Source organism: Rummeliibacillus sp. POC4 (assembly GCF_003576525.1).
Classification (GTDB): domain Bacteria; phylum Bacillota; class Bacilli; order Bacillales_A; family Planococcaceae; genus Rummeliibacillus.
The window spans coordinates 30,314-50,571 of the sequence record NZ_QWUA01000007.1 but is presented as its reverse complement, the minus strand read 5'-3'; the positions used below and the strand labels follow the sequence as shown (position 1 = coordinate 50,571).

The following is a 20,258-nucleotide window of genomic DNA, read 5'->3' as shown; positions in this document are numbered from 1 at the left end:
ATATATCAATTCGTGACATTCGTCCGAACTCTTGTATGGAATATCAATCCGATTATTGTCATAACGATTAAAGTAGCCAGTGCAATCCTACTTGCAATCGTCCCGTAATCCTTTAGTAATAAAGTCACAGTCCCATAAATAGCTGGTCCGATAATAGAGGACACTTTTCCTGAAAAAGCAAACAGCCCAAAGAATTGTCCTTGTTTATCTTTTGGCGATAATTCTATGATTAATGTTCTGGAAGTAACCCACATTGAGCCTAAAGAAATACCAAACAAACTTCCAGCAATCCAGAACATCCATGGCTCTAGTGCTAGTACAGCAATGCTTAATGCCACGATCATCAAGAGCGATACCCAAGTAACAGCAGGTTTAGCTCCAATTCTTTTCGTTATATAACCAAATAGAAAAGATCCTATTATTGATGAAACTGTAGACACTAAGTATAGTAGTATAAACTCACTAGATGTAAATCCGACTATTGCTGTTGCATAAATAGCCATCATAGCAATGGTTGTAGCAATAGCATCATTTATAAAAAAATAAGCAATCATGAAAGTAAATATCGCTTTATATTGCTTCATATCTTTGAACGTTGCAATAATTTCTCTGTAGCCCTCGAAAAATGAACCACTTTTTCTTTCACTTTTAGCAATTGGATGGTCTTTATTGAAGAAAAAAATAGGCAAAGAAAAAAGCAAATATAAAACGGCTGTTGGTATAAACGCATTGTGAAACTGAGAGTCACCAACATAAAGGTAAATAAGTAGTCCGAATAACGTCCCTAAATAGCCAATTCCTACTCCAAATCCAGAGATTAAAGGCATTTCCTCTTTTGTTCCTAAATCGGGCATCATAGCATCATAAAATACTAGACTAGAGTTGAAAAAGAATTTAGCGATTACAAAACTAACAACTACTAAAAATAAAGTAATAGGAATGCCATCCTTCGATAATCCTAAATTTATGAAACTAAAAACCCCCATCAAAAAGGTGAAAAGGATTGAAATGGAGGCAAATAAAACGATAAATTTCTTTTTCTTACCTGTACGGTCAATCCAAACTCCAAATAGCGGTGAGAAGATTACTAAGAAAAAGCTTGCGATGGCATTCGCATAGGATATAAAAGTACTAGCAACTTGTTGCTTTACTTCATCAGTACCAAGTGTTTCATCCATGTAAAAAGGGAAAAAAATTGTATTAATATTCGAAGAGAAAATGGTGTTTGCAAAATCATAAAACGCCCATGACAAAATAGGTAACGATAAAAACATCGCAATCGTACTACGCGAATTTTGTGATCGAAATTGATTCATCTTCTTTCCTCCTTCTCTCACATTTATAATATTCCATCTATAGATGAAAAATCCTATTTCATCCATATTCTTAACAATGTTTTACACAACTGAATTTCACAATTCTATTTCTTTATTTTTTCTATAATCTATAGAACAAAATCTATTTAAAAAATAAAAAGCCACAAAAGTTTTTACGATAAGTAAAATTTTCGTGGCTTTGTTTTAAGTATTCTTCTAGTAATTGTTCTCTACTAAGGTGACGCTTTCACACTGCTCCAAATTACTTGTAAAAGTCAATTAAAGCTTGCGTGCCATTATTGTCATAACCTCTAGCAGATAATTCATCATACATTTTTTTTGCTAATGCAAGCCCAGGTAGCTCAAGTTTCATTATTTCAGCTTCCTCTAAGGCAATACGCATGTCTTTTATAAAATGCTTTATATAAAATCCAGGTTCTAAATCTCCCTTTACCATCCGTGGTGCTAAATTACTTAATGACCATGATCCTGCAGCACCTGCAGATATGGATTCTAACATGGTATCTATATCTAATCCAGCTTTCTTTCCATATGCTATGGCTTCACAAACCCCTATCATATTCGTTGCAATAGCAATTTGGTTGCACATTTTAGTATGTTGTCCTGCTCCTGCTTGTCCTTGATATACGATATTATTTCCAAATACCTCAAGTAAAGGAATTACTTTTTCAAATACGCTTTTTTCTCCCCCTACCATGATTGATAGCGTACCGTTTTGAGCTCCGATATCCCCTCCAGAGACTGGCGCATCAAGGGCATCTATTTGCAAAGATTTTGCATGATCTGCAATTTTTATCGCTAATGTTGGTTGTGAAGTCGTCATATCAATAACAATTGCTCCAGGCTTAGCCATAGCGAAAATACCTTGATCTCCAAAATATACATCTTCTACATCTTGTGGATATCCGACCATAGTAAAAATCACTTCTGATTCTTTCGCTGCTTCTCCTGCTGTGCTAAACCATTTTGCACCTAACTGGATTAAAGACTCTGCTTTTGCCTTTGTACGAGAATATATATGTACCTCATGACCTGCGGCTAATAAATGCTTAACAATGCTAGCACCCATCACACCTGTACCGATAAAACCAATTGATGACATAAAGAACCCTCCAATGATATAGATACTATAAAAAGAATTTTCTGATTTTTAAAAGTGTTTCCTTTAAAAATTCCCTAACAACATTCATATTATATCATGACTTTTTAGCAAAATTTTTGTTATATGGCAAAAAAAGAGCAGATACAGTCTGTATCTGCTTTAGAAAGGGGGAAATGAGATTGTTACTGTGTTCTTTAGTACTATTCCACCCTTTAAAATATTTATACCTTAATTTAAAGAAATAAATATCTAGTTTTATGGTTAGAACGGTTCAATGTTTTATCACATCAATTTTTTATAGTATAATCATTAAATTTTTTATTATTTTGCATTTGATAATCATTTAATAATTGATCTAGCTTTTTACTTAAGCGGATGGTTTCAACATTTGAAAAACCGTTCTCAATTCCAGAGCGAATCATTTTCTCTCTTGTTTTTTCCAACTTTTTTAAGATGGATTCAGACATACACCATCCTCCTTTCAGTAAAATTCATGTTCATTATTATACTATTATTTCCACTTTTTCGGATATGAAATTTCCGACATTATTCGACATGTTAACTTCTTGCTTCTTTTAAATATACATAAACAATATTGCCATTTTGATGAGCAATTCCTCTAAAGTGTTTGAAATCCTCTCTTTTAACAAGTTCTTCTCTAAGCTCATAAAATTCATGTTTATCAACTCTAATTTCTTGAATTGTACCGTTTTTAAGCTCTTCAAGTTTATTTTTATAATCATTCATAGTAAAGACTTCCTTTTTCCTTTGTTTATTTTTACTGTGCTTATATTATTCCCCTTTTCATTCAGCCATTTTATCCTTTTTATCCTGATTTACGTATGGATATTTATCTGTTTAACCATAAATGTTTAAAATAAAGAACAATCATTCATATAAAATTCAATTTCAAAAATAAAATTCATCTTCTATACATATATTACTTTACTGTTGAACAAATTTAAGGCAAACTGTAAAGTATTAGAAAATGAAAGGGGCTGAATTTTATGAAAATAGCTGAAGTTGGAAATATCATTGAATTTGGTGATGGTCTTCAAGGAATCGTTGAAAAAGTTAATGAAAACTCAGTAATTGTTAATCTTACTTACATGGAGAATTTTAACCAATTCGACATGGAAGAAAGAACTGTAGTAAATCATAAACGCTATAAAATTTTAGCAAACGCTGCCGAAAAATAGCGAAAAAATCTACGTCATACATACTATCTCATCATCAGCTCGATTAAATTCGTAGAGATTATTTATAGCAAAAACCAGTATGCTACCTGTTAAACTAATAGGTAGCTTTTTTTGGTGGATTCTACATACTCCGTTATAAACTAACGAAAAAAATCTAAAATTCATTATCGTATTGCAATTTTTATATTTTTTATTTGTGGACTAAGAAATATAATACCTTATTATTCCTATTATTACCACTTAAAAGAATTTTAAACTTAATTCCTCTTAGTTAACATTTTCATGGAAACCATATAATTACTTTTATAGCTCAATAAAAAACGAGTGATGATTTTATCTTCATCACTCACTTTCATTTTAATACGATAAATCCTTAATGGATAATCCGAGTTTTTTTAATAATTCGATTGCTTGATCCTTTTCTTCGGGAGATAAAGCACTCGTTAAGTTATACAACTGCTGTTCGTGTCTTGGAAAAAGCTCGTCCATAAATTTGCTACCTTCATCTGTAATCTCTGCATATGTAATACGACGATCAGATGGACAAGATATCCGAGCTAAGTATCCACGTTTCTCCAATTTATCTATTACATATGTAATAGAACCACTTGCCAACAATATTTTGCTACCAATTTTTTGAAGTGGTTGTCGACCTTTATGGTAAAGTAATTCCAATACTGCAAATTCAGTTGGGTTTAAGCCATTTTCTTGGAAGAATTGATTCGTACATTCATGAATTGCCTTATTTGCTCTTGAAAGAACAATAAACAATTTTAATGATTGTTTCACTTCTTCTGTTGCCATAATATTCATCCTCTATATTCTTTATGTTAATTAAAAATAATTATAGCGATACATCAGAAGCTTTGTCAAAGAAGCATTCCTCAAACTGGATAATAGAGATTTTTCTGAACTTGTAAATTGCTAAAACTCATTTTTTCTTCAGCTACTTGGCTTTTTTCATTTTTAACCACAACAGGAAATACGATTTCAAAAGTTGTTCCTTCTCTTTCTTTACTTGTCACGAAAATTTCCCCATTATGTTCCTCTACCGTCTTTACAACAAATGGTAACCCTAAACCCGTACCCTCTGGTTTTGTTGTGTAAAATGGCATGAAAATATTTTGCAATTGTTGCTCAGACATTCCAGTTCCTTCATCTTGAACAGTGATTGTTACTTGGTTTTGATAATCATAGCTACAATTAATCTTAATACTCCCTCCAGTAGGCATTACTTCTATTGCATTTTTTAGTAAATTAATAAATACTTGTTTCATCTTATGTTTGTTTCCTAAGATATGATCTTCACCTAAGTTACTTTCTTCAAACTCTATACGAATATTATGGATTAATGCTTGAGGCTGCATTAACTCTATTGTTTCCTTAAGCAGTTCTCTAATGGAAATAACATTCATTTCATAGTCTCCAGGCTTAGAAAGGTTTAGAAATTCATTTACAATGTTTTCGATTCTTTGAATTTCACTGTCAATAACAGACAAATAGCGTTTATTTTCATCAGTTGCAGTCATTTTCATCAAATCTGTAAAACCTTTTAGCGAAGTCATCGGATTCTTAATCTCGTGTGCGATACTTGCTGCCATCTCACCAATCATTTGGAGTGTTTGCTGATGTTCTATTTGCTTAATCATCATTTTCTTCTCAGTTTCATCACGTAAAATGGTAAGGTGAATATCTGCTAAACAATCATAATTGCTCATTAGTTGGACATAGCGAATGCCTTCTTTTGTTGGTACCTGAATGGTCACTTCAGCTTTCCCAGTATCAAATAATTTCTTGAAAAAGCGTCGAATTTTATTTCTATCCTTTGGAAATAATGTTAGAAGTATCTTTGCGTATTGTCCTATAAATCCTTTACTCGTTATGTTAAGAAGTCTTTCAGCCATTTCATTTATTTCTATGATTTTACCTTCTTTATCTGTTAAGATAAAGCCGTTTCCAGGTTGATCAAATACTCGTTTATATTTTGTTTCGATATCATAATGTTTTTCAATTTTAGAAGGTGCTTCTGAATAATGAAAGCAGAGTAAAATCCAATCGTATACATCTGAATAGTAGCTAGTTACTTTCATATCCTCAATTTTGTAGTAAATCGTATCAATTGTCATTTTCTCAGCTATATACGAATGAGTTTTAGCATTTTCAATCATCTTTTTCCATGTTTTAAGGGATTCTATACTAAACCAACTAGTTATATTAACATCTTCTTCGATTTGTAATAGATTTAAAGCTAAGTCATTTGCATACAGTACATGATATCTATGATCCAAAATTACGATTGGTTCTTCACAATCTTCAAACGAAAAATCAAAAGCTTGAAAAATTTCCCTAGTCATTTAGATAATCACCAAGCCCTTCTTTTTTAATCAACATAATATGAATCTTGTCCAAAAACTATGACAATCTTTTTAACTTCATTATAATAATAATGTCTGTATATATATTTGTTCTAATATTCAGATTATTCCACAACTTTCCTTTATTTAGAATAGGAATTTTTACTTATTGTATATTTAAATTGTATCTTATCTATTATTCTAATAGTTTGATGTAAAATATTCAATATATTACCACAATAACTTTTTTGATAGGAGCTTCATTTTCATGAACATTGTACTTGCAACATTAAACGCCAAATATATCCATACAAATCTTGCTATAAGATATTTAAAATCTTACGCCCAGCCTGAATATGACGCTGTTTTAGCTGAATATACGATTAAAGATCCCACTTTCAATATCGTATCAGACCTTTATCAAAAAAAGCCAGATATTATCGGATTTAGTTGTTATATTTGGAATATTGAGGAAACCGTACGTATTATCCATATGATTAAAAAAGTAAGTCCTAACACGAAAATTGTACTAGGGGGTCCAGAGGTATCCTACGATGTACATGACTGGCTTCAAAGAATAAAAGAAATTGATTACATCATTATGGGCGAAGGTGAATTATCATTTAAGCAATTACTTCACTATTTCCACGGTAAACTACCACTTGAGGAAGTACCCGGGATTGCATATATGCGCGATGAAAAAGTCATTATTCATCCAGCTGCACCTAAAATAGATTTGCGTAATTTGCCAAGTCCTTTCCGTTTCGAAGAAGATGTACATCATATTCCAAAACGTATTGCTTATATTGAAACAAGTCGCGGTTGCCCATTTAATTGCCAATTTTGTTTATCTTCCATCGAAGTAGGAGTACGTTACTTTAATCGCGAAAAGATTAAAGATGATATACGCTACCTAATGGAACACGGCGTCAGAACAGTGAAATTTGTCGACCGTACTTTTAATATAAGTAGAAGTTATGCGATGGAGATGTTCCAATTTTTAATAGATGAACATAAGCCAGGAGTAGTATTTCAATTTGAAATTACAGCTGATATTATGAGACCTGAAGTTATTCAGTTTTTAAATGAGAACGCACCAAAAGGTCTATTCCGCTTTGAAATTGGGATCCAGTCGACAAATGATTTAACAAATGATTTAGTAAAGCGTAGACAAAATTTTGCCAAATTATCACGAACTGTGAATATGGTAAAAGAAGGTGGAAAAATCGATCAGCACCTTGATTTGATCGCTGGATTACCTGAAGAAGATTATATGAGTTTCCGCAAAACATTTAACGATGTATTTGCAATGAGACCTGAAGAACTTCAGTTAGGCTTTTTAAAATTATTACGTGGTACTGGTCTTCGTTTACAAGCAAAACAATACGGTTACCAGTATGTCGATATGGCACCATACGAAATTTTTTCTAACAATGTACTATCCTTTGAGGATATCCTTCATATTAAACAAACGGAGGATATTTTAGAAAAGTATTGGAATGATCATCGTATGAATGGAACGATTGAATTTTTAGTTACCGATGTATTTGATACTGCATTTGACTTTTTCCAAGAGTTCGGAACATATTGGGATGAAAAAGGGTGGTCTCGTATTGGACATCAGCTAGAAGATTTGTTCACCCGATTGCTGGACTTTTTAGAACAACGTGGTAATGCACCTATTGATATCGTCACAAATTTGATGCAGCTTGATTATTTGAAGGCTCAACAATTCCAACCTCGTAAAATTTGGTGGCAACATCGAGTACTTGAGGATAATTCGAAACAAATTTTTAAAGCATTACGAGAAAATCCAGAAATTGCTGGAGAACAATTTGCCGAAATGAATCTCAGCGAAAAGGATTTATACAAACACACGCTTCTAACTCCATTTAATATTGATTATGAAGCATATCAAAAAGGGACAATTAAAAAGCAAAAAGGATATTTACTCACTTTCTTCCGTAAAAATGGTTCACCCTACTTTGCTACAATCGAAGCAGCTAAGTTTGAATAATGCTCTAAAATCTTTAGAAATGAACTAGCCGTAAAATGCAAAAGAGGAAAACTCTTAGTTTTAAACTAAAAGTTTTCCTCTTCTTTATCCAATAATAACTCGTTCTTTTGGATAGTGGAAATTCGTTTTTTCAGGTTTACCACCGATGAAGTATAAGAAGGAAATAATGCCGACCCTTCCAACAAACATTAAAATCATCATGACAACTTTTCCAATCCCTGATAGATGCTCTGTTAGCCCAAGAGACATCCCACAAGTACCAAATGCAGATGTAATTTCAAAAAGAATTTGCATTAATGTTGCATGTGGCTCTGATAACGATAAAATCATTGTAGCTAAAACTACTAAGAAAGTTGACAAAATAATGACTACATAAGATCGAAAAACATCAATCACATGAATCTCACGATGGAAAATTTGAATATCCTGCTTATTTCTCGCAAAGTTAATCAAAAATAGAATAGCAATAGCAAAGGTAGTTGTACGAATACCACCACCTACAGAACTAGGTGATGCCCCGATAAACATTAGAGCACTTAAAAATATGTCTGTTGCCTCGTTAAAATCAGTCACATCGATTGTTGTAAGCCCTGCTGAGCGGGCTGAAACAGAATGGAACATTGCTGTAAATAACGCTTCATGCCAACTCATTCCTTTAAACGCATGAAATGACTCTAATAATAAAATAACTAAAAAACCGATTACAAATAATATCGCATAAGTTGCAGTAGTTATTTTTGTAAACAGTGAAAATTTAAAATGTCTGTTTTTATTTGATAAAAAATTTTTCACTTCGATTAATACCGGAAACCCTATGGCCCCTAACGCAATCATAATCATATTAATTAGTTGGACAAAATAGTCATGTCGAAACGGCTTTAAGGAGTTTCCTGTAATATCAAATCCACCATTAGTCGTTGCTGATATTGCTGCAAACACTCCATTGTAGAGCGCTTCTTTAAACGTTCCAAAATATTGTGTAAAGTACAAAGTTAAAATCATTGCACCTACTATTTCAATTGTTAGTAAAATTTTTATAATTTCTTTGATTAAATGTACAACACCTGAAAGATTGTATTGGTTGTGATCTACCATGATTAATTGTCTTTCACGAAGTCCTATTTTTTTCCCAAACAAGAGCCATGTAAAGGTACCTAGTGACATAATCCCTATTGCTCCAAGTTGCATGATTAAAGACAACATAACAATTCCAAATACAGAATAGGTATCTGATATATCAACAACTGTTAACCCTGTAACACTTACTGCACTTACAGCTGTAAACAGGCTATCTAATAGAGATACGTGCACACCTTCTTGATGAACACCTGGTAATATAAGAAGGATAAAAGAAATAGCAATAGCGATGAAATAGTAAGAAACGATCGCTTGGAATGGCGTTGAACGCTTATTTAAATCTTTAGCTGTACCCATAATATCGATCCTTTCACTCTAGAAACCAACATACAAACTATTGTATTGAAAAATCAACAAAAAAGAAAGAGAGTTATAATATTTGTCATATTTCGTCGTATATCTCTTACATATAATTTACCCTATTTTCCATAAAAACATCCTACCCTTGTATTTCAGAATAGGATGTCTTGGAGATATATTTTAAATATAATAACTTGTAAGGTATTTCCTACATGGACAAAAATAGATTTATTTCTCGATTTTTGTGACTTCCTGAAGCTCTTCTTTCTTCTCCTTTTTCTTGTTCCGAACACTAGTAAAGTAACCGCCTAGTGCTAATAACACTAGAATACTCCAGAAGATGCTTTTCCAAAGAGCTGAGTGTGGGAAATGCTCATCTAAAAAACCAACTTTCGGATGTGCCAATGTCATCACCGTTAGTTTAACACCAACCCAACCAACTATAAGAAACGCTGCAGTTTCAAGAGAAGGGTAAGATTGTAATAAGCGAACAAACCATTGTGCAGCAAAACGCATAATGATTAAACCAATAATACCGCCTAAGAACATGACAGCAAACTGACCGCCATTAATACCACCTATATGAATACTTCCTAATTCCGGCAATGTTACAGCTAGTGCAACTGCAGCTAACATAGAATCAATTGCAAAAGCTAAATCTGCCAGTTCTACTTTAACAACCGTTGTCCAAAAACCTGATGTTTTTTTCTCTTTCCCGTGCTGTTCTTCCCCATCTTTGTGTTTACGCATATCATAAATATGTTTAAAACTAATAAATAGTAAATAGGCTGCTCCCAGTGCCTGTACCCACCACCAGTTAACTAAAAAAGTGATTAAAAACAATGCTGCAAACCGCAAAACAAAAGCACCTAGTAAACCGTAAAATAACGCTTTTTTCTGTTGTACTTTTGGTAAATGTTTAACCATAACAGCCATAACTACAGCGTTATCTGCAGCTAGTAACCCCTCCAAAATAATGAGTACTAAAAGCACCCAACTATATTCCAAAATAATCGATTCCATCCAATTTCCTCCTTTTCAACAAAAAATAAAAGACCTCTGCCTCTAAAAGGCAAAGGTCTCGCTTAGCAATTGTTAAAGTAATAATTTGCTCTCATACCCGATGACAATTAAGTCATGTAATGACGACTATGAGGTAGGTTTCCCTATAGCTACTCCCCTTTGACAATAACGTCAAAAGTGTATTTGTTTGTAAAACTAGTATATCTAATTATGATCTAAAAGTAAACTAAATTATTTGTCCAATGATTAGAAAGAATCCTGTCAGTTAGCCTATTCACTAACGCACTTTGCCAAGTATTTGTTGTTTAGACTTCCATTGTATGACTATAAGAATTTGTTTGATTCCTCAATAAAATGTTGTGAACAAACTGTGAAAGTATAAAAAAGGGCTTGCCATTTATAGAAATCCTAGTAGAATAAGAATCATAAAACATGTTATATAACAGATTGGTGAAAAACAGGGGAAATAATTATTGTTTTAATACACAGTAAATAAAAAGGAGAAATGAAATATGTGGGTAGTTACTATTTTTAATAATATCAACGACATTTGTATGTTTGAGTACACTAATAGAGAAGCAGCAATAGCAAAAATCGAAGGCTTAGAAAATGCCATTTTATCTTATACAAATTACTAAAAATCTTTAATTGTCTACTTTAAAGAAAAAACAAAAATGCCCTCAACAGAGATCAACACTCTGGAGGGCATTTTTTATCATTAAAAGAGACTAAGCTTGCGCTAGCTCTTTAACATTGGAACGAATTAAATAGTCGGCAGCACCAAGTGCGGCAGTAGCACCAGAGCCAATGGAGATGACAATTTGTTTATAAACTGTATCCGTGCAGTCTCCAGCCGCAAAAACACCTGGCATATTTGTTGCGCCGTGTGCATCTACAATAATTTCATTCATTTTATTAAGTTCTAAAGTACCTTGTAAAAATTCTGTATTAGGTAATAGACCGATTTGAATGAACACACCATCTAATGCAATGTGATGTTCCTCATTTGTTTGACGGTCAACATAAGTTAAACCATTTACCGTTTTATCACCTGTAATTTCCTTTGTTAAAGCATTAGTTAAAATCGTTACATTTGGTAAACTACGTAGTCTTTCTTGTAAAACAGAGTCAGCCTTAAGCTCTGGACTACGTTGTAATAATGTTACATGATTCACAATACCAGCTAAATCGATAGCTGCTTCAACGCCAGAGTTACCTCCACCAACAACTGCCACATCTTTTCCTTTAAATAATGGCCCATCACAGTGTGGACAATATGCTACACCTTTTGTCTTGAATTCTTGTTCTCCTGGTACACCTAGTTGACGATAACGAGCACCTGTTGAAAGGATCACTGTTTTACTTTTTAGGACGCCACCATTTTCTAATGTTACCTCTACTAAATCGCCTTTTGATATTTTTGCTACACGTTGGTCTTTCATGATTTCAACAGGATAAGTGGCTACATGTGCCTCTAAACTTGCTACAAAAGCAGGACCTTCTGTTTCTTTAATGCCAATAATATTTTCGATGGCTAAAGTATCATTTACTTGACCACCAAAACGTTCTGCTACAAGGCCTGTGCGAATCCCTTTACGTGCCGCATAAACAGCTGCGCTTGCTCCAGCAGGACCTCCACCAACAACTAGAACATCAAATGGTTCTTTCTCATTAAATTCAGTTGGGTCAGATGTTGCACCTAATTTATTTAAAATTTCTTCAAGTGACATACGACCACTTTCGAAAAAGTCACCGTCTGCATAAACAGTTGGAACACCCATAATATCTTTTTCCTGTACTTCAGATTGAAATGCGCCGCCCTCAATCATTGTGTGTGATATATTTGGATTTAACACTGACATAATATTCAAAGCTTGAACAACATCTGGACAGTTATGGCATGTAAGGCTGACATATGTTTCAAAATGAACAGGCTTTGTAATAGCTTGAATACGTTTGATTGTTGAATCTTCCACTTTTGGAGCACGACCTGAAACTTGTAAAAGAGCTAAAACGAGTGAATTAAATTCATGTCCAAGTGGTACACCCGCGAATACAACTCCCGATTCCGCAGAACCAGCCTTATTGACGCTAAAGCTTGGTGTGCGCTCTAATTGTACATGTTCAATAGTAATACGAGATGATAATTCAGCAAGCTCGTTAACAAGTTCTAGCATTTGCTTTGAAACTTTATCATCCCCTGCACTCACCTTTAATACTAAATCGCTCTCTAGAAGTGCAAGTAACTGTTTTAATTGACCTTTAATATTCGCATCTAATGCCATGATCATATTGTCGTTCAAATCGTTGTGCTCGTACCTGTTTTGCAACCTACCATCAATGCAAACATACAAGTCACACATAATTTATTCTCGAAACGACAACTTTCTCACCTCTATTTTCTGATTACACAGAGAACCATGTGTCTATTTTCATCCTCTTATAAATAGAGCGACAAATACTTAAAGAAGCCTTAGTATTTGCCGCCTGCTTAGTTATATTGTTATGAAGTTACATAAGTGATTCTGGAAGAATCAAATAAATCGAATTAGATTTTACCTACTAAGTCGATTCCAGGTGTTAAAGTTTCGCCGCCTTCTTTCCATTTAGCTGGGCAAACTTCACCTGGATGATTACGTACATAAGTAGCTGCTTTGATTTTATCGATTAATTGAGAAGCGTTACGACCGATACCATCGTTATTGATTTCCATTGTTTGAACAATGCCGTCTGGATCGATTAAGAATGTAGCACGTTGAGCAAGACCAGCTTCTTCATCTAATACATCGAAGTTACGAGAAATTGTGTGGTTAGGGTCACCAATCATTGTATATTCGATTTTAGAAATTGCTTCTGAATGATCATGCCATGCTTTGTGAGTGAAATGAGTATCTGTTGATACAGAGTAAACTTCAGCACCAAGAGCTTTTAGGTTAGCATATTCATTTTGTAAATCTTCTAATTCAGTTGGGCATACAAAAGTGAAATCTGCTGGATAGAAGCAAAGTACAGCCCATTTACCTTTTAAAGTTTCTTCTGTAACTGTTTTGAAGTCACCATTTTGGAATGCTTCTGCAGTGAATGGTAAAATTTCTTTGTTGACTAATGACATAATCAAATTCCTCCTTAGGCTTTCTTTTATCAATAATTACTTCTTAATTATAATAATTATTGTTTACGTTTACATTATTATACGAAAAAAACTTTCTGTCAACTCTTTTACCTTATACAGTCAACTTTCTTGTTAACACCTCAGAACATTATTTTATCAACATTTTGAATTGACTTACTTATAATTCCACCTTTTTAGCAACACAATATTAAAAAGTAAAAAAAATATACTTTATGTATATAGAATTCCCTAAAATAAAGAATTTTATGTATTAAAAAAGAGCCACCAAATTATTTCTTATTTAAGAAGCCAAAATCTTTTCTTTTTTTCATTTAAATTTAACATTTCTCAAGTTGACGATAAAATTAAGGGAGAATCTGTCTTGAATAAGGAAGAAAAAAGTCCATTAATTTTAGGGTGAGGAATTTCAAATGAAATAAACCATACAAGTTGGATAGGTACAGGAGAACTGCACATAAAAGCCTGAATAATTCAGATCACCATCTGTGGGATTGAAGCAAACTAAAAAACTCCCACTGATGGGAGTTTTATTCTATCTAATTTCAATATGAAAGTCTTTGTTATGTTTATTTTCTTCGTAATATTTTATCATAATGGGAATACTCTTAATAAAGTCTGCACATTCAATACCCGAATTTTTCAACAATTTATTTGCAACAGTTGTATCAAAATTCGCATTCCATGTTAAATAATCGAGTGACTCATACTCAACGCCCAACTTTTTTCGAATAGCATGTATACTTAATGATGCTTGGGCAAGGGATAACGGAATATGCCCCCTAGGTGTTTTACCTGTAATCTCTTTTACAAAAGCACGATACACCTCTTGAACTGGATGCGGATTTGGATCTGTTAAATGTACCGTTTTTCCTTTTGCTTCCTCTATTTCACTTAGATATACAGCTGCACGATAGATATAATCTACAGGAACAACATTAATAAGAGAAGTAGAGTGGCCTATATAAGGTATTATAGGTAGTTTTTTTAAACGATCAATCATATTGACGATAAAATAAGGTCCATCAAATTTAATCGTTTCTCCTGTTTTTGAATTTCCCCAAACAATTCCCGGTCGGATAATTGTTACTGGGAGATTACTTTTCAACTGATCGACTAATAATTCTGCCTCGAACTTTGTTTCTTCATAAAAATTCTTAAAGTTATTTGGACGTATAAGTTCTGTTTCTAATAAGTTTCCTTCACGAGTTCCTGCAACATAAGCTGTACTAAAATAGACATATCGTTTTAGTTTCGGTAGACTCTCTACAAAAAGATTCATCATTTCAGTACCATGTACATTTACTTTCCAGGCTATTGGACGAGGGACCGCCAAATCATAGATTGCAGCTAAATGCCACACAACTTCTACCTGTTCCTGTAACATAATAATTGTTTCATCACTTAAATCTAATTGTGGTAAAGTGATATCCCCCTCAATAATTACAATCTCCTTATCAGGGAATTTTGATAAAATACTTTTTTTCTCTTGTTGAGCTTTTTCTAATTGTGTAGCTAAAACAATGGTATAAACACGATCATAATTGTAATTTTCAAATGCCTCACGAATAATCCTACTTGCAATAAATCCCGGAAATCCTGTAAAAAATGCTGTTGTCATTTATTTACCTTCTTTCTATCTATTGAAATAAGAATGGTATCAATTCAAAATTAATTACTTTTATACCTCTTTAGCTTTTCAATATTCTCTTTACTCCACCATAAGTAAAGAGAATATTGAAATTTTAATTCTATAAATCTACTTTTATATAATCATAATAAAAATTATATTTTTTTACAAATATTTCATTAAATAATTCAAAACAAATATTGTAATTAAAACACAAAAAGAAGGCCCATAAATGAATAATTCATTCATAGACCTTCTCAAAATTTCAATTAAATTATTTTTTACAATAAACTATATAATTTAATATCAGGGTTTTTATCATGGAACCAACGCATTGCAAATTCATTTTCGAATAAGAATACATAGTTACCAAATCGATCATGGACTAGTGTACTTCGTGGACCTGACATGGATTCTTTAACATCTTCTTCATTTTCAATCCAACGAGCCATTTTATTGCCAATTGGTTCCATACGAACTTCAACATTATATTCGTTTTTCATACGATTTTCGAAAACTTCAAATTGTAATTGTCCGACAGCACCAAGAATGATATCTTCTGTGTGCAATGTCTTATAGTATTGAATAGCCCCTTCTTGTACAAGTTGCTCAATACCTTTATGGAAGTGTTTAGATTTCATAACGTTTTTCGCTGTTACACGGACAAATAATTCTGGTGTAAACTGTGGTAATTTTTCAAATTGGAACGTTTTTTTACCACCTACAATCGTATCACCGATTTGATAGTTACCAGTATCGTATAAACCTATGATATCTCCTGCAACTGCTTCATCTACTGTTTCTCGATCATCTGCTAAAAACTGAGTAGATTGCGTTACTTTGAATGATTTATTTGTACGCGTTAATGTAACATTCATACCACGTTCGAATTTACCTGAAACAATTCGAACAAAAGCAATGCGGTCACGGTGTGCTGGATTCATATTGGCTTGAATTTTAAATACAAAACCTGAAAATTCATCATCTAAAGGTTCTACCAAAGATTCTTCTTCTGTTAAGCGAGGTTGTGGTGTTGGTGCAAATTGCAAATAAGTTTCTAAAAATGTTTGAACACCAAAGTTTGTTAATGCAGAACCGAAGAATACTGGCGTAAGTTCACCTTTAATAATTTTTTCCTTTGAAAAATCATTTCCCGCTTCATCCAATAACATAATATCATCCATTGCTTGCGTGTAATAAGATGATTTTTTCATTTCATGGTCAACAGCAAGCTCACCATTTTCATCTAAAGGTAAGAATCGTTCATCTTCTTCAGTACGGAATTGTTCAATACGTTTGTTATAGCGATCATAAATTCCATAGAATTCTTTCCCCATACCAATAGGCCAGTTCATGGCATAAGCCTGAATTCCTAAAACTTCTTCTAATTCTTCAATCAATTCAAGTGGTTCTTTACCTTGACGGTCTAATTTATTGATAAAAGTAAAAATAGGAATCCCACGCATACTACAAACTTTAAATAATTTTAAGGTTTGTGCTTCAATCCCCTTTGCAGCATCGATAATCATAACCGCGCTATCTACAGCCATTAATGTACGATAAGTATCCTCAGAGAAATCTTGGTGCCCTGGTGTATCCAAAATATTCACTCGACATCCGCTATAATCGAATTGCATAACAGATGATGTTACAGAAATCCCACGTTGTTTCTCAATTTCCATCCAGTCAGATGTTGCAAATTTACCAGTTTTTTTGGCTTTTACAGTACCTGCATCACGAATAGCGCCACCAAAGTATAATAATTTTTCAGTCATTGTCGTTTTACCAGCATCCGGGTGGGAAATGATTGCAAAAGTACGACGTGCTAATATATCTTGTTCAAGTTTCGAACTCATGTTTTTTAACTCCTTTATTCAATCCTTATGTTTATGGGGTGCATAATTAGCCGTTAAAAATTGTAATGCTTTTAGACTTAGTTAATACAAAAGTCTACAATTTCCAACATAGGCTTTAAATTAGAAATCCAAGTTGAACTATTTACACCGGATATCACATTCCTTAATCATGATTATTTTTTAATCGCTATTGAGTCAATATTAAATTATATAAAAACCGAACATTTAATCTTTAAATCAGGTTATTATTTACTCTTTCGAACTGAATATCGATTTATGAAATGCACTCGTTTATCTATTTTGAACAATTATTTTTATCTTCAAAACTTAACTTTTCAATTATAACAAAAAAAGTGGGGATAGTAATACCCCCACTTTATCAATTAGTATATTTTAAATAATTCTTTTTCATAAATATAAGGAAACTGTTCGAATCATTTGGAAATATTAAATTTCACTCTAGCTGCTTCTAACGCAATTTCAGCGTCACTATGAGGATATTTTGTATTCCCAATAATTTGATAATCTTCATGTCCTTTACCAGCAAAGATAATCATATCTCCTGGCTCAGCAACTTCTACTGCATAGCGAACTGCTTCTGCACGGTCACCTATACATTTATATTGATCATGTTGCATACCTTTTTCAAGGTCATTCATAATACTCTCATATTCTTCATAGCGTGGGTCATCAGTTGTTAATATAACATAATCTGCACGTGAAGCCTCTTTTGCCATATCTGGTCGTTTTGATTTATCACGGTTACCACCTGTTCCGATTAAGAAAATCATTTTCTTTTTCTTATAAGGAATCGCTGCAGTTATTGCTTTTTCTATAGCATCTGGTGTATGTGCATAATCGACAAAAATACTAATAGGAAAATCTTTTGGAGAAACTTGTTGCATTCGACCTTTTACCGGTCCCATTGCTTCTAACTGTTCAATAATATCTTTAACAGCATAGCCTTTACAATACAGTGCGGCTGTTGCAGCTAAAGCATTGTAGACATTAAATTCACCAAGTAAATGTAATTGCACAGGGAATGTACCTTCTGGTGTCACCATATCAAAATAAGTCATATGATCATGATATTGACAGTTGATTCCTCTAAAGATTGCTTCTTCGTTTTTAAGACCATATGTCCAAATTGGGAAAGGTGTGATTCCTGCATATTTTTCAGACCAAGGATCATCAGCATTTAAAACTGCATGTTTGTCTTTTTCAAGGTCTTGTCCAAGTTGAGAGAATAATAAGCCCTTCGCATTCCCGTAGTTTTCCATCGTTCCGTGGAAATCTAAATGATCATGTGTTAGGTTAGTGAAGATAGCTACATCAAAGTCTACACCAGCTACTCTTCCTAACACGAGGCCATGTGATGATACTTCCATGACCATTCCTCGACAACCTTCTGCTCTAGCTCTAAAAATCATTTGTTGAGTAGAAAGGGCATCACTTGTAGTATTGCCAGAAGCATACATAATACCATTTAAATTATAACCAGTTGTACCTTTCATAGCAGAGCGAACGCCTAGACCAAGTAGAATAGTTTCGATCATTGTCGCTACACTTGTTTTACCGTTTGTACCAGTTACTCCGAACATCGTAATATCTTTTGATGGATAGTCAAAGAATTTCGCAGCTAATGCTCCGAGCGCTCTATTTGTATCTTTTACAATTACTTGAGCTACATTACCTTGTAAATCTAATTGGCGTTCTGTAACAACAATAATTGCACCATTTTCCACTGCCTTTTGAGCAAAGTCATGACCATCTACCGTATAACCTTTTATACAAACGAAGAGACTTTTCGGTTGAACGCTGCGAGAATCAATGGCTATATCTTTAATATTCTCAGGTAAATTACCAATGATTTTTTTCATCGGTAAACATTGAAGTAATTGTGTTGCTTGCATAATAATTGTTCCTCCTATTATTCATCAATCATTGTTGATGTAACGTACGCAAGCAGTAAAGCAGCTGTATTGCGTAGTGAATCTATATGTGTTCTTTCATAAGCATGAGATGACTCAATGCCAGCACCAAACAATGCATGTCTTACATCATATCCAGCACGAATAGCAGCAGATGCATCTGATCCGTAATATGGGTAGATATCTAATTTGTAATCTATATTATTTGCTTTTGCGAGAGCTACAAGTTGGTGTGTTAACTCATAATGATAAGGGCCACTTGAGTCTTTTGCACAAATTGAAACTGTGTATTCGTCAGTAGCTTGTCCATCTCCAATTGCCCCCATATCAACAGCTATATATTCTACAACTTGATCTGGAATACTTGCATTACCACCATACCCAATTTCCTCGTTATTGGAAATATAGAAATGAGTTGTATATGGTAACTCAATGTTCTCTTTTTTTAGTGTTTTTAGCAATTGAAGCATAAGTGCAGTACTTGCTTTATCATCTAAATGACGAGATTTGACAAATCCTGTTTCAGTTACTTCAAATCGTGGATCAAATGACACAAAATCCCCAACTTCAATTCCTACCGCTCTTGTATCTTCAGCATTAAAGACTTTTTCATCTACACGTACTTCTATATGTTCATCATTTCGAGGTAATTCTCCTGCTTTTTTGTAAACATGTACAGAAGTTTCATGCATTAAGATTGTACCACGTACTTTTTTTCCGGATGCAGTGTGGATTGTGCAATATTCTCCTTCAACTGCATTCCAATTAAAACCACCAATCATCGATAATTTTAACCGTCCGCTAGGTTTAATATCTTTGACAATAGCACCAAGAGTATCTACATGTGCTGTTAGTAAACGATGGCGTTCATCGTTTTTACCTTGGATAGTAGCGATTAATGCACCTTTATTGGTTTGCTTAAATTGTACACCTAATTCTTTTAATAATCCTGATATAAATTTCATAATATCCATTGTATAACCGGATGGACTGGCAGTATTTGCTAACTTTCCAAGTAATTCAACTGTTTCCGCTTCATTAAAAGTGGTTGCCATTTAAAAAACCTCCTACTCATTCTTTTCATAATATCAATATATGACATTTTACGACAACGGTAAATCATGTATTATGGTAATAGTATAATAATTAGAGGTGTCTTTATGAAGTACTCCTTAAAGAAAAAAATCAATATATTCTTCTCATACTGATGACTTTTGTTACCATACATTCAATCATTGGTTT

Annotated in this window: 17 protein-coding genes; 3 read left to right on the top strand and 14 right to left on the bottom strand. The window is 33.3% G+C overall.

The window, feature by feature from the left end:
- Window positions 1-5: 5 nt before the first annotated feature.
- The 4 genes from D1606_RS03870 to D1606_RS03855 form a co-directional block, all read right to left on the bottom strand.
- Window positions 6-1,316 carry an MFS transporter gene (locus tag D1606_RS03870; RefSeq protein ID WP_119414695.1) on the bottom strand — a complete coding sequence of 437 codons (1,311 nt, stop codon included), beginning with the start codon at window positions 1,314-1,316 and terminating at the stop codon, window positions 6-8.
- A 262-nt stretch (window positions 1,317-1,578) separates the two neighbouring features.
- Entirely contained in the window at window positions 1,579-2,439 is an 861-nt protein-coding gene (locus tag D1606_RS03865) for an NAD(P)-dependent oxidoreductase (protein ID WP_119414694.1), read from the bottom strand.
- Between the two features lie 287 nt (window positions 2,440-2,726).
- A complete protein-coding gene (locus D1606_RS03860; RefSeq protein ID WP_119414693.1) occupies window positions 2,727-2,906 on the bottom strand; it encodes an aspartyl-phosphate phosphatase Spo0E family protein in 180 nt (59 codons plus the stop codon).
- A 91-nt stretch (window positions 2,907-2,997) separates the two neighbouring features.
- Window positions 2,998-3,186 carry a hypothetical protein gene (locus D1606_RS03855; protein WP_119414692.1) on the bottom strand — a complete coding sequence of 63 codons (189 nt, stop codon included), beginning with the start codon at window positions 3,184-3,186 and terminating at the stop codon, window positions 2,998-3,000.
- Between the two features lie 260 nt (window positions 3,187-3,446).
- Here D1606_RS03855 and D1606_RS03850 point away from each other — a divergent pair, with 260 nt between their 5' ends.
- On the top strand, window positions 3,447-3,638 hold the full coding sequence (locus D1606_RS03850; protein WP_119414691.1) for a YkvS family protein: 192 nt from the start codon (window positions 3,447-3,449) through the stop codon (window positions 3,636-3,638).
- Window positions 3,639-3,995: 357 nt separating this feature from the next.
- Here D1606_RS03850 and D1606_RS03845 read toward each other — a convergent pair whose 3' ends face one another.
- Window positions 3,996-4,442: a MarR family winged helix-turn-helix transcriptional regulator gene (locus D1606_RS03845; protein ID WP_119414690.1), complete on the bottom strand. Its 447-nt coding sequence runs from the start codon at window positions 4,440-4,442 to the stop codon at window positions 3,996-3,998.
- Between the two features lie 80 nt (window positions 4,443-4,522).
- Entirely contained in the window at window positions 4,523-5,992 is a 1,470-nt protein-coding gene (locus D1606_RS03840; protein ID WP_119414689.1) for a PAS domain-containing sensor histidine kinase, read from the bottom strand.
- Between the two features lie 268 nt (window positions 5,993-6,260).
- On the opposite strand from D1606_RS03840, the gene D1606_RS03835 reads away from it, so the two are divergent.
- A complete protein-coding gene (locus tag D1606_RS03835) occupies window positions 6,261-8,009 on the top strand; it encodes a B12-binding domain-containing radical SAM protein (RefSeq protein ID WP_119414688.1) in 1,749 nt (582 codons plus the stop codon).
- 84 nt (window positions 8,010-8,093) lie between these two features.
- Here D1606_RS03835 and D1606_RS03830 read toward each other — a convergent pair whose 3' ends face one another.
- Both D1606_RS03830 and D1606_RS03825 read right to left on the bottom strand, forming a co-directional pair.
- Window positions 8,094-9,443 (bottom strand): TrkH family potassium uptake protein, encoded by a 1,350-nt coding sequence (locus D1606_RS03830; protein ID WP_119414687.1) that lies wholly within the window; start codon window positions 9,441-9,443, stop codon window positions 8,094-8,096.
- 231 nt (window positions 9,444-9,674) lie between these two features.
- Window positions 9,675-10,469, bottom strand: a complete 795-nt coding sequence (locus D1606_RS03825; RefSeq protein WP_119414686.1) for a TerC family protein — start codon at window positions 10,467-10,469, stop codon at window positions 9,675-9,677.
- Window positions 10,470-10,981: 512 nt separating this feature from the next.
- Here D1606_RS03825 and D1606_RS19190 point away from each other — a divergent pair.
- A complete protein-coding gene (locus tag D1606_RS19190; RefSeq protein ID WP_255416296.1) occupies window positions 10,982-11,107 on the top strand; it encodes a hypothetical protein in 126 nt (41 codons plus the stop codon).
- Between the two features lie 90 nt (window positions 11,108-11,197).
- On the opposite strand, the gene ahpF is transcribed toward D1606_RS19190, so the two are convergent.
- The 6 genes from ahpF to D1606_RS03795 form a co-directional block, all read right to left on the bottom strand.
- Window positions 11,198-12,754 (bottom strand): alkyl hydroperoxide reductase subunit F, encoded by a 1,557-nt coding sequence (ahpF, locus tag D1606_RS03820; RefSeq protein ID WP_119414763.1) that lies wholly within the window; start codon window positions 12,752-12,754, stop codon window positions 11,198-11,200.
- Between the two features lie 263 nt (window positions 12,755-13,017).
- Window positions 13,018-13,581 carry an alkyl hydroperoxide reductase subunit C gene (gene ahpC / locus D1606_RS03815; protein WP_119414685.1) on the bottom strand — a complete coding sequence of 188 codons (564 nt, stop codon included), beginning with the start codon at window positions 13,579-13,581 and terminating at the stop codon, window positions 13,018-13,020.
- A 553-nt stretch (window positions 13,582-14,134) separates the two neighbouring features.
- Window positions 14,135-15,220, bottom strand: coding sequence for an SDR family oxidoreductase (locus D1606_RS03810; protein ID WP_119414684.1), 1,086 nt, complete (start codon window positions 15,218-15,220; stop codon window positions 14,135-14,137).
- 290 nt (window positions 15,221-15,510) lie between these two features.
- Window positions 15,511-17,085, bottom strand: a complete 1,575-nt coding sequence (locus D1606_RS03805; RefSeq protein ID WP_119414683.1) for a peptide chain release factor 3 — start codon at window positions 17,083-17,085, stop codon at window positions 15,511-15,513.
- Between the two features lie 434 nt (window positions 17,086-17,519).
- Entirely contained in the window at window positions 17,520-18,998 is a 1,479-nt protein-coding gene (locus tag D1606_RS03800; protein ID WP_119414682.1) for a UDP-N-acetylmuramoyl-L-alanyl-D-glutamate--2,6-diaminopimelate ligase, read from the bottom strand.
- Between the two features lie 17 nt (window positions 18,999-19,015).
- On the bottom strand, window positions 19,016-20,071 hold the full coding sequence (locus tag D1606_RS03795; protein WP_119414681.1) for a M42 family metallopeptidase: 1,056 nt from the start codon (window positions 20,069-20,071) through the stop codon (window positions 19,016-19,018).
- Between the last annotated feature and the right edge of the window lie 187 nt (window positions 20,072-20,258).

Excerpts from the sequence above, each read along its gene's own strand:
- D1606_RS03870 (WP_119414695.1), bottom strand. The coding sequence starts at position 1,316 with ATGAATCAATTTCGATCACAAAATTCGCGTAGTACGATTGCGATGTTT.
- D1606_RS03865 (WP_119414694.1), bottom strand. The coding sequence starts at position 2,439 with ATGTCATCAATTGGTTTTATCGGTACAGGTGTGATGGGTGCTAGCATT.
- D1606_RS03860 (WP_119414693.1), bottom strand. The coding sequence starts at position 2,906 with ATGTCTGAATCCATCTTAAAAAAGTTGGAAAAAACAAGAGAGAAAATG.
- D1606_RS03855 (WP_119414692.1), bottom strand. The coding sequence starts at position 3,186 with ATGAATGATTATAAAAATAAACTTGAAGAGCTTAAAAACGGTACAATT.
- D1606_RS03850 (WP_119414691.1), top strand. The coding sequence starts at position 3,447 with ATGAAAATAGCTGAAGTTGGAAATATCATTGAATTTGGTGATGGTCTT.
- D1606_RS03845 (WP_119414690.1), bottom strand. The coding sequence starts at position 4,442 with ATGGCAACAGAAGAAGTGAAACAATCATTAAAATTGTTTATTGTTCTT.
- D1606_RS03840 (WP_119414689.1), bottom strand. The coding sequence starts at position 5,992 with ATGACTAGGGAAATTTTTCAAGCTTTTGATTTTTCGTTTGAAGATTGT.
- D1606_RS03835 (WP_119414688.1), top strand. The coding sequence starts at position 6,261 with ATGAACATTGTACTTGCAACATTAAACGCCAAATATATCCATACAAAT.
- D1606_RS03830 (WP_119414687.1), bottom strand. The coding sequence starts at position 9,443 with ATGGGTACAGCTAAAGATTTAAATAAGCGTTCAACGCCATTCCAAGCG.
- D1606_RS03825 (WP_119414686.1), bottom strand. The coding sequence starts at position 10,469 with ATGGAATCGATTATTTTGGAATATAGTTGGGTGCTTTTAGTACTCATT.
- D1606_RS19190 (WP_255416296.1), top strand. The coding sequence starts at position 10,982 with ATGTGGGTAGTTACTATTTTTAATAATATCAACGACATTTGTATGTTT.
- ahpF (WP_119414763.1), bottom strand. The coding sequence starts at position 12,754 with ATGGCATTAGATGCGAATATTAAAGGTCAATTAAAACAGTTACTTGCA.
- ahpC (WP_119414685.1), bottom strand. The coding sequence starts at position 13,581 with ATGTCATTAGTCAACAAAGAAATTTTACCATTCACTGCAGAAGCATTC.
- D1606_RS03810 (WP_119414684.1), bottom strand. The coding sequence starts at position 15,220 with ATGACAACAGCATTTTTTACAGGATTTCCGGGATTTATTGCAAGTAGG.
- D1606_RS03805 (WP_119414683.1), bottom strand. The coding sequence starts at position 17,085 with ATGAGTTCGAAACTTGAACAAGATATATTAGCACGTCGTACTTTTGCA.
- D1606_RS03800 (WP_119414682.1), bottom strand. The coding sequence starts at position 18,998 with ATGCAAGCAACACAATTACTTCAATGTTTACCGATGAAAAAAATCATT.
- D1606_RS03795 (WP_119414681.1), bottom strand. The coding sequence starts at position 20,071 with ATGGCAACCACTTTTAATGAAGCGGAAACAGTTGAATTACTTGGAAAG.